The sequence below is a fragment of the Tumidithrix elongata BACA0141 genome (assembly GCF_036349135.1).
Lineage (GTDB): Bacteria > Cyanobacteriota > Cyanobacteriia > Pseudanabaenales > Pseudanabaenaceae > Tumidithrix > Tumidithrix elongata.
The window spans coordinates 1-12,579 of sequence record NZ_JAZBJZ010000021.1 but is presented as its reverse complement, the minus strand read 5'-3'; the positions used below and the strand labels follow the sequence as shown (position 1 = coordinate 12,579).

Here is a 12,579-nt window from a genome sequence, read left to right as displayed (position 1 = left end):
ACGTTAAATTGATGAGAAGATCACCAATCCTAAGACACCAATGAAAATCACAAGGGCATAAAACTGCGCTTTGCCATTTTCAAAGTACTTCAGTCCTTCACCTGTAATTACAGTGACAAAGCCAGCGAGGTTGACAGCGCCATCGACAATTTTAGAGTCTACTTCTAAAACCTGACGTGCCAAGCGACGAGAGCCACTCACAAACAAGAATTCATAGAGTTCGTCAATGTACCATTTGTTTTTGGAAAACAGGTAAAGGGGTTGGATCGATTTAGCGATCGCATCGGCAGATATTTTCTTTTGCAAGTACATCAAAATCGCGAGCGAAATCCCAATCAAGCCAATTCCCACCGAGCTACCAGCCATGATCAAAAACTCAGGGGTTAAGCCTTCGACAGGCAAAGACTCGACAACTTCTTTGGGCGCATGAATGAATTGCTCAAAATAATTGCCAAAAGGCGTCCCAACCAAGCCCACTAACATCGATGGAATTGCCAAAGCCATTAAGGGGAAGGTCATAGATAGGGGTGACTCGTGGGGCTTGCTGGCATGATGAGCATCATGATCATGACTATCATGACTGGATCCATGGGAATCATGACTCGCTTGATCTGTGGTCTTAGCATTGAGCGCTTTAACCTCTGCCAATAGCTTTTTGTCCGTACCTTTAAACTCACCTTCAAAGGTATTGAAGTACATACGGAACATATAAAAAGCTGTAAGTCCTGCGGTCAAAAAGCCAATTAACCATAGCGCAGGATTTGCTCTAAAGGTCGATGCCAAAATTTCATCCTTTGACCAGAAACCCGCAAACGGGGGAATACCGCTAATTGCCAAAGTACCGATAAAGAATGTGATTGCAGTAATCGGCATGTACTTGCGTAACCCACCCATCACACGCATATCTTGAGCCAGATCGGGATCGTGTCCGACCACTGCTTCCATACCGTGAATCACAGAGCCAGAGCCCAAAAACATCATGGCTTTAAAATAGGCATGGGTCATCAGGTGAAATAAACCTGCACCGTATGCGCCAACGCCCATACCCATCACCATGTATCCCAACTGGGAAACGGTGGAATATGCCAAGCCCTTTTTGATGTCGTTTTGCGTAACGGCAATACTTGCCCCCAGAAATGCCGTGAAAGCGCCTGTCCAAGAAATGATATTCATCACAGCGGGCAGGTCTTCAAACACTGGGAACATGCGAGCGATCAAAAACACACCCGCAGCGACCATCGTGGCAGCATGGATCAGGGCTGAGATCGGGGTTGGACCTTCCATAGCATCAGGTAGCCAGACATGTAAGGGAAACTGGGCTGATTTCGCCGCAGGCCCCATAAATACAAGCACGGCGAATAAGGTAGCAAGAAAGACACTGATAGAACCAGATTCGACCAGTTCCGTCAGCCTTACACCCATTTCATTAAACTCAAACGTACCTGTTGCCCAGTACAGACCTAGCATACCGAGTAATAAGCCAAAGTCCCCTACGCGGTTGGTTACGAAGGCTTTTTGACAGGCATCTGCTGCCCCTTTACGGTCAAACCAAAAGCCAACTAGGAGGTAAGAACACATTCCCACCAATTCCCAGAAGACATAGACCTGTACCAAGTTAGGACTGACCACCAGCCCTAACATCGAAGAACTAAACAAGCTCAAATAGGCATAAAACCTTACATAGCTTGGGTCATGTGCCATGTAACCATCTGTATAAATCTGCACTAAGAAAGCAACAGTGGTTACAATCACCAGCATCAAAGCGGTGAGATGATCGATGACAAAGCCCATGTTGAGGTGAAAACTTCCCGCTTGCGCCCACTCAAATGTTGCGAGATAGGTTTCATGTCCTTGAATCTGGCTCCAAAGGAGATTGAAAGCAAGAAACATCGCTGCCCCAGTAGCAGAGACACTAAGAACAGCACAGGCTTGTCGTAGTTTATTGGTGGCTTTGTTAAATGTAATTAGCCCTAGCCCAATAATTAGAGCCGCTAAAAGCGGTAGCACTGGAACCATCCAGGCATATTGATATGCAAAGTCCATATTTTGGAGGGTTTAAGCTCTTGAGTATTTTTAGATTCGCTCCACAGGTTAGTTTACTATAGCGATCGCAAGGGCTACTGTAATGTGTGAGCATTACTACCTAAGATCGCTAAGATTTAAGATTTTTATCCAGTTTCAATACGGAGAAATCAACCAATTTTTTTCTTAATGAAATCTACAAGCTGTTGCATTTGCTTATGCTGATTTACAACTTGCTGCTCTAGGACTTTAACGCGCTTGTCTAGCGCTTCGATTTGCTTGAGGAGTTCTTGACTGGAATCTGAGGTAGCAGATTGTACTTGATGCGAAGAAACAGCAGCTACTGAAGTGTCTGGTGGGCGCTTTTGTCCAAGAGCCATTGCCTTTTTAATTGCTGCAATCAATACTTTTTGCTCAAACGGCTTTTCAATGAAAACAAGGTACTTATCTTCAAAGGGTTCAGGGATTTTGCTGGTCCATTCCTGTTTGCGACCCGACATTAGTAGTAGGGGAATTCGCTTTAATTCACGGTTTTGTTGCAAGTTCTCATAGACTTCAAAGCCATTCATTCGGGGTAGCAAGAAGTCCAGCATGATCATCCAAGGCTTTTCTTTTTGGATCATTTCTAGCCCCTTGACGCCATCAGCTGCTTCCAGTACTTCGAAATTGGCTGGCGGTAGCATATCTCGCAGCATGTTGCGAATTACTTTACTATCATCGATGACTAATATTTTGTGCGCTGCCACTGCTGATAACCCCTCAGTTGGTTCAATTGGTTCAATGCTTTACAAAGGCTAGGATGATTACTGTTTGTAAGAGTTACTTCAAACTGTATATAAAATTTTTAAGTGACGATTTTACACTTGTATTCGACGATTTCAAAGTTTTTGGTTTATTTTATTTATTTTTCACTTTTAGGAGCCGTCTGATTTTGCCAACAAATCTAGCGCAGAATTTGTAGATTGTCATCTAAAGGAACTCACCCAAATTTCTGAATAATCCCAAGTCTCTGAATAACCCTGAAATTATGAACGTATCTAGAGCGACGACTGAAGACCTGCGCCTACCAGATTGGTTACGCCCAAAACTTGGTAAAGCAAGTGAGATTTCTACAGTACAACAAATTATCAAACAAAGGGGTATTCATACCATTTGCGAAGAAGGTCGTTGCCCAAATCGGGCTGAGTGCTATGCCCAGAAGACAGCAACATTTCTGCTGATGGGGCCAACCTGTACGCGCAGTTGCGCATTCTGTCAGGTCGATAAAGGGCATCAACCCATGGCTCTCGACCCCCACGAACCTCAAAAAGTTGCAGAAGCCGTGGATCTATTGGGACTTAACTATGTCGTGCTGACCTCAGTAGCAAGAGACGATCTCAGCGATCAAGGGGCGGGATGCTTTGTAGAAACGATCTCTGCAATTCGCCAAATCAATCCTCAGACCAAAATTGAGGTGTTGACCCCAGATTTTCGGGGCGATCGCACCTGCATTAGTACCGTTGTTTCTGCATCTCCTGTTTGCTATAACCATAACGTTGAGACTGTGAGAAGGCTGCAAGGGGTGGTGCGGCGCGGGGCAAAGTACGAGCGATCGCTGTTGGTACTAGAGTTTGTCAAACAACTAGATCCTAAAATTACGACCAAATCAGGATTAATGGTGGGGCATGGCGAAACGGAATCGGAAATTGTAGAAACCCTGCAAGATCTCTATGCAATTGGCTGCACATCCCTCACGATTGGGCAGTATCTCAGACCCTCGTTAGAACATTTACCTGTAAAGAAATACTGGACTCCCTCTGAGTTCGATCGCTTGGGTGATATTGCTAAGCAGATCGGGTTTACACACGTGCGATCGGGCGCACTCGTGCGAAGTTCTTATCATGCCAGTGAGGCAATTTGAATTATTATGAGTAGACGCAAAAAAATAGCGAGGCTGGCAACGTCAGTAAATCCACCCCCGCTAGCTCTTGTTCAATGAAACAATTGAGACGCAACTATAAATTGACATGAATAGTTCTAGATCACATCAGCAATTTAGCTTGTTTGTCAGGTTTTGATTGGCGATTTCTCGTCAAATCAGAGTTGCTATGGGGAGTGGATTTTTATCGCATGGTGGCGTTATTATGTTTGTAATAACATTATCGCCTGTAGCGTTATGGATACCCTAAAAATTCGTAAGGTAGGAAATTCTTTAGGAACAACTTTTCCCAAGGAAATTGTAAGCAAGTTTAACTTGGCAGAAGGAGATACCCTATTCGTAACTGAAACCCATGATGGTATTTGCTTAACCCCTTACGATCCAGATTTTGAAGCGGCTATGCAAGCTTTTGACGTCACACGCAAGAAATACCGTAACGCCCTACGGCAGTTAGCGGAATGAACGAACCTAAATGGATACCAGAAAATGCGATCCGATTCATGCATGATGCTTTGATTCGCGAGCATGGTGGTTCCTATGGGGTTCTTGATGCAGGACTACTGACATCTACGCAAGTAAAGCCCAAAAATTTATTTTACTACGGACAGGCTGTAACTCTGTTTGATTTAGCGGCTGCCTATGGTTATGGTTTTGTGAAGAATCACTGCTTTATTGATGGCAATAAGAGAATTGCTCTTGTTGTGGTAGATGTCTTTCTACAGCTAAATGGATTGGAACTGATGGCAGATGAAGCCGAGGCAGCAGCATTTTTTTGGGATTTAGCAGCCAGATCTGGCTCGCCAGAAGCAGAGCAAGCAAGACTATCACAATGGATTTCAGTCCATGTGCGATCGCTGTAAATCAGTTTCTGATTTTGACATACTCACCGAGCTAAAGCAGCGGTGATTCTTATTCATGGTTCACAGAAGTCGGCTTGCTGTATCAGGTTTCCCTTTTATAGTAGAGGCAGTCTTCTCCCCATGCTTTTCCTCTTACGAGGCAGATCCCTAAGGCTCTTAGGTACTGTTAGATCGTACAGATTATTGTTTTTGTTTTTTTGGGTACTTACTTATTTCCCCTAGCTATGTTTTTCTTGGCTTTCGCTACCCAATATTTTGCAGATCTAAACTCTACTTTCTGGTTCAAGGAGTCTTAACAAGCCACCACCATGGGATTTCCAACCAGTATAATTATGGCACAAAAGCCGTGCTAGAAGGGCTTTAGACCCAATTTTCTTGGTAACCCCTGAAATTCCATCGTCTTATTGGGATCTTGATAGCTTTTGTCCTAGAGAATCCCAGGTTACGCACCAGACAAAGTGCGGTAAAGCCAACATTCTGCGCCAACGCCATGGCTCTTTGTAGAGACGATAAACCCACTCTAGATTGTTATCTCGTAACCAATGGGGAGCGCGAGTTTTTAACCCTGCCCAAATATCAAAACTGCCGCCTACACCAATCCAAACAGACTGAGGGCAGAGATGGCGATGCTGCTTAATCCATAGCTCCTGTCTGGGTACGCCCAAGCCAACCAAAATTAGATGGGGTTGTGTTGCCTGCAATTGTTCGCACAGCCATTGTTCGCCACTAGGATCGAAGTAGCCGTGATGGGTTCCCGCGATCGCTAAATTCTCAAACTTTTGCTGCCATTTTTGCGCGACGGTTTCGGTCACCCCCTCAGCCCCGCCAATCAAAAAGACTTGCCATTGATTTTGGGCAGAGGACTGCACGATGCTCTCTGCTAACTCGATCCCCGGACAGCGATCGACCGATTGCCCCTGCGATCGCAAAAATAGCACTACCCCCGCCCCATCGGGCACGACTAACTCTGCTTGCCCCACCACATCTGCCAATTCCGTATTCTGCCGTGATTGCATTGCCATCTCAGCATTGAGGGTGACGACATGGGTTCCCTGCTGCTGCTGCAAGCGCTGCTCTAGCCAGTTTAAATAATTGCTATGAATATGTACGGGCAAATTTAAGACAGAAAATTGCTGCACGAACCTCACCTAGATTGAATCTTGAAAGAACTTAACCATCAAAAATACAATACCCTTGCATCAATGCCACGCGATCGCAAAAAGAATGTTAAGGATTCGGCACTATCGCGGTTAGGGTAACCACCCGCATAAATATAACTGCCACGATTGGATTTAGCGATAAAGGCTGTGGGAATAATTTGCCGCACTCTCAAGAGTTCGTTTGTCCCCCCCGAACTTAGGGGTATCGCCGCAACATAACGATTTTGACCGTTACTAAATCCACCTGTTTCGGTACCTGTGAGTACAGTGTTCCCGCCATAATTGCTTCCATAATTGCTTACGGTTGTGTAGGTCGTCGAACCCGTATAAGCTTGCTGAACGCAGGGAGCGATCGCATTTGAGGCGACGTACTGATATTGAGTCGGATAGGTATATGTATTTGCGACTTGTTGTTGCGTGCGATAAAGGGTTTGCTGGGCAGCCAGTCCCCGACTCTTTAGTTGCTGGGTGACCACATCCGCCGATGCCTGATCGAATGCCCCAGCAATAACTGAGCTTTGCCCATCGACCGAGCCCACAATTGGATTGGATACGACTTGACGAACTAGGTTGAGTGTGGTTTGATCGCTACCGTTTACATAAACAACTACGTTGTCTGACTGTGCTGTAGCCGCAGCGATATTCAGACCGACGCCCGCACCAAAACTTCCCAAACAGGTTAAACCAAGGGTCAAAGCCCTCTTAGCCCAGTTAAACATCCTTATAGCCCTCTTACCGTATCTAAGATTTTATCGCAATTTTTATAGGGGGATAGTTTTGTCTTGTGCGATCGCTACCTTTTGCGGTTGACATAGGTTCACAAACAAGCGCCTGCGATCGCTATAAGATAGGATATGGAGTCTTTTCCAGTTTTATTTATGTCTGACCAAACTACATATTATTTTGTCCTAGCCAGTCGGAAATTCCTGCTGGAAGAAAACCCGTTGCAAGAATCGTTAAAAGAACGCCAGAAAAACTATGCCGAGCGCAAGAAAGCGATCGACTTTTGGTTGGTAGATTCACCAGCATTTTTAGAATCCCCTGAAATGGCAACATTCAAACAGCAATGCCCTCAGCCTGCAGCAGCGGTGATTTCCACCGATATTCAAGTCATTCGCTGGTTAAAACTGCGCCTTGAGTTTGTCGCTACAGGTGAATTTGTAGCCCCTAGCGCTACAATTCCCGACCCGCTTGCATCTTTAGTAAATGCCTAAGTAAATGCCTAGCGATCGCGATCGCTAAATCGGTTTTTACCTCGGTGCTTTACTCCACCGCGCGATCGCGTTGGTAAGCCCAATTGGCAAGGAAGGCAAAAGCACAGCCCGTCCATAGCAACCAAATCAGATGCAGCCAGAAATAGCCGTCGTAGGGCTGTCCTGCCGACCAGAGCACCAGTTGTCCGTAGTGGTAGAAAGGTGAATAGGCGATCGCATCTTGAACGCTCTGAGGAACGGGTAAAGGCAGACCGCAGGTAAACAACGCGATCGGAATGGCTAGACCAGCAATGGAGTCCACACTTTTGGGATTGACCAGATAGCCTAACGCCAAGCCGAAAATCGTAAACGGAATGCTGCCTAACAGTAAACTCGTAAATTCTAGCGATCGCTGTCCCCAAGACTGATCGATGCCAAGTTTCCAAGCTCCTAGCCCCAAGACAATGAGTAGGCTAATCGCCGCGATCGCCAACGACATCACGACCTTCGCCGACAGGTAGGCAAAGGGATGCAAAGGCGTGACGCGCAATAGTTTCAGCCAACCCTCGACCCGCTCGACTGCAACCCGCTTGCCCGTGCGCTCAAAAGCGATCGTCAGCAGACTCAGCCCCGCAAAGAAAATTGGGCCTAACATGCCCAAGCGTTTGTCTGGTGGAAACAAAGCGATCGCACTGGAAAACAGAAAGATACCAATCGCATAGGTGGGCGTTCGCAACAACTGTAGCGACTCTGCCCAAAGTTGCGGAAAAAAACCTCGCGATCGGCTGTCATTCTCATAGGACAACGTTGAGGAGCTCTCTGCTGGCGTATCATTTGCCACACGCAATATGCTCTCCGAATTTGTACCCGCGAAGGAATAAACGGGGATACCGCCCTTCGACATCGCCACCTGTTTAGGCGCTGTCTCGGAAGGAGTTGGCATTTTGCCGATCGCACTCTGCCGATCTTCCTGAATGCGACCATCCTGCAAGGTAATCGTTCGCGTTGCGAGGCTGTTTAACTCCTTCCAGTCAGCTTGATTGTTCGTCACCATCAAGACGGTTTTGCCTTGAAATACACAGAGGTGCAGTTGCTTCCAAAAGTCGGTATAACCCTCAGGATCGAGGTTGCGCGTCGGTTCGTCTAACACGAGCAGATCGGGCTTGCCAGCTAAGGCGAGAGCAAACAACAGGCGCTGTTCTTGTCCGCCAGATAGATCCGCTGCCCAGTCGTTGTGCTTTCCTGCTAAGTTCACCGTATTGAGGATCTCTTCAGTAGAGAGCGCATCGGGGTAGTAACTGCGTACGAGGTCAATTAGTTCCTTAACCCTGAGATTTTTGGGCGGTCTTACCTTCTGCAAGACCACACCTACACGGGTTTTAGCAGCAGGAAGGCGAGGCGATCGCCCCAACAGCAGAGCCGTCCCCGTATCTGGCTGTAACAAGCCGAGGATGACACTGAGCAAGGTGGTTTTGCCCGCGCCATTCGCACCACCCAAGACGACAAATTCCCCTTGTCGAACAGTCAAACTAATCTCTTGGAGAATGACTTTCTGCCCAAAGCGTTTAGAAACGTTCTGAAGTTCGATAAAGTGCATGATTGTTGAAAGCTATACTGCCAGAGAGATCTCCGACTTTTTGGCAAAGTTTAAGATCTTGATTGGCGTGAATCAAAAAAAGTTGGAGATCTAAGAACTGACAAGTCTCAATGCATGAATTGGCTGACGATCCAACCTACGACAAATCCCGCACCAACCGCCACCATCACAGAGGTTCCGAGTGTAGTGGTTAGCACGAGTACGGTTGCAGCACTAGCGCCAAGAGCTAAGATCACGGGTACAGTGGCAACAGGTGCGATCGGGTTACAGCTACTAAAACTAAAGATGCAGTTGTTGCTTCCTTTATTCGCAAACAAGAACATGGTCAGCACCAACACGCCGAGCAGCCCAGCCATGAGGGTGCGATTACCAGACAAGGCAGCCCAGCGCTCCGACAGCCCTGCTATAAGACTCGTACTGGGGGACGACACACCAGACGCAGCAACGTTTTTTGCTTGCAATTCGGGCGATGGAACTGTAGCTTGTGCGGGTTGTGTAGGCTGGACGGCTTTATTAGTCTCAGAAATGCTGGTATCAGGTTTGGAGGAAGACTGCATAGGTATACCTCGTGAGGTCGAAGTGATAACTTTTACACTTTACGAGACACTGGCAGCTTTGGCGAAAAATTTAACGAAAAACCACACTGCGACACCAAGACCAACCGTGACGATCGCTGGGGCTCCAGCTATGGCAGAGACGATCGCGACAGCCGTACCTGCGGCAGCTCCTACGGTATTAGGGGACATTTTGTCGCTAGGCTTGCGATCGCGGCTAGTTGCAACGCGATTTTTCTGTGATTTAGAACTGGTGCGATCGCTCTGATGATTCTGATTGCTATGGGATGTCAACCAACTAGGAACGAGCGATTCCCCTCTTGGGGATACGTTCCGCCGCTGCGCCGTACGATCTTCTTTAGGATGGCATTTGGCAGGCAATGTACCGTTCCACGAAACGATCGGAGCGCAGGAATGCTGAATTTCCCAAGTAATGCCACTCAGGAAAAGCGTCCACAGCAAAAACAGAATTCCCACAATGGCTTTTGTGGCGATTCCCGCCGATTGCCTAGGTAGAGGTTGTGTTGTTTCTACGGAAGGCTGCATGGTTTTGGGTAACAGATCAGTTGTCCGATCTTAGCAAGCTTGTAATCGTTAAACCGAATTCACGTTCAATAACTTTTACAAATTTAGCGTGGAAGCAACGAGATGAGCGCAGGCAAAACCTGAAAATGCCACGGCATTTAAACCCTGCCCGGGAAAAGTACTATCCCCTACACAGTAAAGATCGGGAATTGAGGTGCGGTTAAACGGCATGCCCAATAGTCCCATCAACTTACGCTGGGGAATTGGGCCATAGGTTCCATCTATCCTTCCTAAAAAACGTCTATGCGTGCGGGGCGTTCCCACTTCTTGGTAATCGAGATTTTGGCTCAGGGTCGGAAAAATCCGTTCTAGCCGAGCAATCAGCTTAGAGGCTGCCTCTTCCTTGCGATGTTCGTATTCTGAGGGACTCAAGCCTTCCCAGTCACTAATCCAACTAGGTGTAAAGGTATGGACGATGTGGTGTTCTGCTGGCGCAAGACTCGGATCGAGCAGGGTGGGAATTGACACAAAAATTGTGCCTTCAGATTTTTGCATATCTGCCCAATCTTCGAGCAGGATGTGGTGGCAGGCTGAGTCCGATGGAATTGCTTCCGATTTAACGCCTAAATGTAAGCTCAAGAAACTTGGGGATTTTTGATATCGCTGCTGCCATCTTTGTTCAGAACTAGGCATCGTCTCATCTTTGAGCAGATATTCAAAGGTATCCCATCGGGTGGCATTGGACACGACACGTTGCGCTGTCAGGGTTTCACCATTGGAGAGCTTTACAACGATCGCGCCATTTTTTGCCTTCGATTTCGGGATCACCTGCGTCACTCTGACCCCGTAGCGAATTTCGCTGCCTGCTTTTTCTAAGCCATCTACTAGGGTTTCGGCAATTTTGCCAACGCCTCCCTTAGGATAGTTAATGCCGCCATAGTGGCGATCGCTAAACACCATACCTGCATTAATCATCGGTGTTTTGTCCGCAGGCACGACCGACCAGCAATAACACTCCATATCAATGAACTTCAGCAGTTCGGGATCGGAAATATAGCGTTTTGCCACATCGCCAACATTCTGGGGCAGATATTTCACCAATCCCAAACAAGCCATGGGATTTTGAAAGAATACCCGCATCAAATAACGGAACTCTTCTAAGGACAATAGCTCAATCGCATTGAGACAATTAAATACTTTCCAGCATTCATCATAAAATTTGCGAATGCCTTGGCGTTCGTGGGGAAAGCGATCGCCTAACGCTTGAATAAATTTCTCATAGGAGCGATCGACCTTAATATCTAAGCGATCGGGCAGATGGTAGTGAATTTGGACATCGTCTGGAATCGTTTCGAGTTGAACCTTGACGGCGTCTAAGGCACGGGTGAGGAGATTGGTCGTGCCCTGCTTACCAAAGCCAAAGATCATCGATGCCCCCACATCAAAGCGATATCCTTCCCTTTCAAAGTAGCCCGCACTCCCCCCTGGAATTAGGTATTTCTCTAGGACTAAAACCTTAACCCCTTTAGCGGCGAGTTGGGTTGCCGTGACTAGCCCACCAATACCTGAGCCAATCACAATTACATCTGCATCAAACATTTATATTTTTCGTCTTTGTTTAGTGGTTTGTGGGGTCCTACGCGATCGCATAGGTTTGGGCTGTCTAAAATCTTAACTTTTTTCTACTTTGACCCCTTTCCAAAAAGCAATATAGCCCTTGATCTGTTTGGCAGCATCTTTAGGCTCAGGGTAATACCACGCAGCATCGGGATTTGCCTTGCCATCTACCTCAATCGTGTAATAACTGGCAACCCCTTTCCAACCACAGGTGGTATGGGTATTACTGGGTTTGAAATATTCGGCTTTAATCGCGTCAGGTGGAAAATATTGATTGCCCTCAACCACTTCACATTTATCACTTTCAGCCAGCACAACACCGTTCCAAGTTGCCTTTGTCATCGTAAATATTTTGTAAGTTTCTTGTTATTTTTTAAGTCTGTTACTATTTTAATTGGGATGGTATGTAGTTTTAGGCTCTTTCTTGCGAGGGGTTGCCTAACAGCACGAATGTTCTGTGAAATATAATGGATGCAATCTATCTGTAAATGCCAGATAGTTGGCAATAGGCTACTTTCAAAAGATTTGTTGAAAAAGCATTTTACCGTTTGGCTTTCATCTGTTTAGAATTTTGAGTTGAATTTTGCGAGGCTATGGTTATGTCTACAAAAATGTTTGCTTTAGGATTGGCTAGCTGTACCGCGATCGCCTGTTCGTTGACAGTTTTAGGAATGGGGCGAGTTGAAGCTCAAACGACACCGGGTGCTACTACGCTATCTGACCAGACGTTAAAAGACGGGCAACAACTAGGTGGCTCAGCCTACACGATCACAGGTAGCAATCTAAATCTCATGCAACTGATCCACAATGCCCAGTTGAATGGAGGGCGATCGTCCGATCAGTTCCGCGAAGAGCAAAATGATTCTCTCAACAGTGCCGTTGAAGGATTTAAAGCTCAAAGGAACCAAGAGTTAAAACTTACCCCCGCAACTTTTAGCTCTGGTAATACAAAGTAAAAGGGGAACTTAGCAAAATAAATCTGTAAAGTCTTCCAATCAGATTACCTAACCTTTAAATCTCATCAAATTAGCCTATAACTCAGAAGTTAAAAACTGCTGAGTTATAGGCTCGTCTACTTATACTTTAGTTTGGACTAATCGGCAGCAAGGCAAGAGCAACAGAAAGGCACGAGA

14 protein-coding genes are annotated in these 12,579 nt (G+C 46.5%); 5 read left to right on the top strand and 9 right to left on the bottom strand.

Features of this window, described 5'->3' with window-relative positions; translation table 11 throughout:
- Positions 1-3 precede the first annotated feature (3 nt).
- A complete protein-coding gene (locus tag V2H45_RS07265; RefSeq protein WP_330482961.1) occupies positions 4-2,043 on the bottom strand; it encodes an NAD(P)H-quinone oxidoreductase subunit 5 in 2,040 nt (679 codons plus the stop codon).
- Positions 2,044-2,192: 149 nt separating this feature from the next.
- Positions 2,193-2,768: a response regulator gene (locus tag V2H45_RS07260; protein WP_330482960.1), complete on the bottom strand. Its 576-nt coding sequence runs from the start codon at positions 2,766-2,768 to the stop codon at positions 2,193-2,195.
- 281 nt (positions 2,769-3,049) lie between these two features.
- On the opposite strand from V2H45_RS07260, the gene lipA reads away from it, so the two are divergent.
- From lipA to V2H45_RS07245, 3 genes are all read left to right on the top strand, one after another.
- Positions 3,050-3,922 (top strand): lipoyl synthase, encoded by an 873-nt coding sequence (lipA, locus tag V2H45_RS07255; protein ID WP_330482959.1) that lies wholly within the window; start codon positions 3,050-3,052, stop codon positions 3,920-3,922.
- Positions 3,923-4,177: 255 nt separating this feature from the next.
- A complete protein-coding gene (locus tag V2H45_RS07250; protein ID WP_330482958.1) occupies positions 4,178-4,402 on the top strand; it encodes an AbrB/MazE/SpoVT family DNA-binding domain-containing protein in 225 nt (74 codons plus the stop codon).
- Positions 4,399-4,800, top strand: a complete 402-nt coding sequence (locus tag V2H45_RS07245) for a type II toxin-antitoxin system death-on-curing family toxin (protein WP_330482957.1) — start codon at positions 4,399-4,401, stop codon at positions 4,798-4,800. The genes V2H45_RS07250 and V2H45_RS07245 overlap by 4 nt, the downstream gene beginning before the upstream one ends.
- 401 nt (positions 4,801-5,201) lie before the next feature.
- Here V2H45_RS07245 and V2H45_RS07240 read toward each other — a convergent pair whose 3' ends face one another.
- Together V2H45_RS07240 and V2H45_RS07235 are read right to left on the bottom strand one after the other, a co-directional pair.
- On the bottom strand, positions 5,202-5,939 hold the full coding sequence (locus V2H45_RS07240) for a WecB/TagA/CpsF family glycosyltransferase (protein WP_330482956.1): 738 nt from the start codon (positions 5,937-5,939) through the stop codon (positions 5,202-5,204).
- Between the two features lie 38 nt (positions 5,940-5,977).
- A complete protein-coding gene (locus V2H45_RS07235; RefSeq protein WP_330482955.1) occupies positions 5,978-6,679 on the bottom strand; it encodes a hypothetical protein in 702 nt (233 codons plus the stop codon).
- 159 nt (positions 6,680-6,838) lie between these two features.
- On the opposite strand from V2H45_RS07235, the gene V2H45_RS07230 reads away from it, so the two are divergent.
- Positions 6,839-7,174 (top strand): MgPME-cyclase complex family protein, encoded by a 336-nt coding sequence (locus tag V2H45_RS07230; protein WP_330482954.1) that lies wholly within the window; start codon positions 6,839-6,841, stop codon positions 7,172-7,174.
- A 49-nt stretch (positions 7,175-7,223) separates the two neighbouring features.
- Here the strand turns inward: V2H45_RS07230 and V2H45_RS07225 are convergent, their stop codons facing one another.
- The 5 genes from V2H45_RS07225 to V2H45_RS07205 all read right to left on the bottom strand — a co-directional run bounded on the left by V2H45_RS07225 (position 7,224) and on the right by V2H45_RS07205 (position 11,788).
- Complete coding sequence (locus V2H45_RS07225; protein ID WP_330482953.1) at positions 7,224-8,750, bottom strand: ABC transporter ATP-binding protein/permease; 1,527 nt, start codon at positions 8,748-8,750, stop codon at positions 7,224-7,226.
- Between the two features lie 107 nt (positions 8,751-8,857).
- Positions 8,858-9,307: a hypothetical protein gene (locus V2H45_RS07220; protein ID WP_330482952.1), complete on the bottom strand. Its 450-nt coding sequence runs from the start codon at positions 9,305-9,307 to the stop codon at positions 8,858-8,860.
- Positions 9,308-9,346: 39 nt separating this feature from the next.
- Positions 9,347-9,850: a hypothetical protein gene (locus tag V2H45_RS07215; protein WP_330482951.1), complete on the bottom strand. Its 504-nt coding sequence runs from the start codon at positions 9,848-9,850 to the stop codon at positions 9,347-9,349.
- A gap of 75 nt (positions 9,851-9,925) precedes the next feature.
- Entirely contained in the window at positions 9,926-11,428 is a 1,503-nt protein-coding gene (gene crtH, locus V2H45_RS07210; protein WP_330482950.1) for a carotenoid isomerase, read from the bottom strand.
- Between the two features lie 72 nt (positions 11,429-11,500).
- A complete protein-coding gene (locus V2H45_RS07205; RefSeq protein ID WP_330482949.1) occupies positions 11,501-11,788 on the bottom strand; it encodes a DUF427 domain-containing protein in 288 nt (95 codons plus the stop codon).
- Between the two features lie 257 nt (positions 11,789-12,045).
- Here V2H45_RS07205 and V2H45_RS07200 point away from each other — a divergent pair, with 257 nt between their 5' ends.
- Complete coding sequence (locus tag V2H45_RS07200) at positions 12,046-12,402, top strand: hypothetical protein (protein ID WP_330482948.1); 357 nt, start codon at positions 12,046-12,048, stop codon at positions 12,400-12,402.
- Positions 12,403-12,579: the final 177 nt, after the last annotated feature.

What these genes read in the sequence shown, in the direction of transcription:
- V2H45_RS07265 (WP_330482961.1), bottom strand. Translation starts at nt 2,043, where the DNA reads ATGGACTTTGCATATCAATATGCCTGGATGGTTCCAGTGCTACCGCTT.
- lipA (WP_330482959.1), top strand. Translation starts at nt 3,050, where the DNA reads ATGAACGTATCTAGAGCGACGACTGAAGACCTGCGCCTACCAGATTGG.
- V2H45_RS07250 (WP_330482958.1), top strand. Translation starts at nt 4,178, where the DNA reads ATGGATACCCTAAAAATTCGTAAGGTAGGAAATTCTTTAGGAACAACT.
- V2H45_RS07245 (WP_330482957.1), top strand. Translation starts at nt 4,399, where the DNA reads ATGAACGAACCTAAATGGATACCAGAAAATGCGATCCGATTCATGCAT.
- V2H45_RS07235 (WP_330482955.1), bottom strand. Translation starts at nt 6,679, where the DNA reads ATGTTTAACTGGGCTAAGAGGGCTTTGACCCTTGGTTTAACCTGTTTG.
- V2H45_RS07230 (WP_330482954.1), top strand. Translation starts at nt 6,839, where the DNA reads ATGTCTGACCAAACTACATATTATTTTGTCCTAGCCAGTCGGAAATTC.
- V2H45_RS07225 (WP_330482953.1), bottom strand. Translation starts at nt 8,750, where the DNA reads ATGCACTTTATCGAACTTCAGAACGTTTCTAAACGCTTTGGGCAGAAA.
- V2H45_RS07220 (WP_330482952.1), bottom strand. Translation starts at nt 9,307, where the DNA reads ATGCAGTCTTCCTCCAAACCTGATACCAGCATTTCTGAGACTAATAAA.
- V2H45_RS07215 (WP_330482951.1), bottom strand. Translation starts at nt 9,850, where the DNA reads ATGCAGCCTTCCGTAGAAACAACACAACCTCTACCTAGGCAATCGGCG.
- crtH (WP_330482950.1), bottom strand. Translation starts at nt 11,428, where the DNA reads ATGTTTGATGCAGATGTAATTGTGATTGGCTCAGGTATTGGTGGGCTA.
- V2H45_RS07205 (WP_330482949.1), bottom strand. Translation starts at nt 11,788, where the DNA reads ATGACAAAGGCAACTTGGAACGGTGTTGTGCTGGCTGAAAGTGATAAA.
- V2H45_RS07200 (WP_330482948.1), top strand. Translation starts at nt 12,046, where the DNA reads ATGTCTACAAAAATGTTTGCTTTAGGATTGGCTAGCTGTACCGCGATC.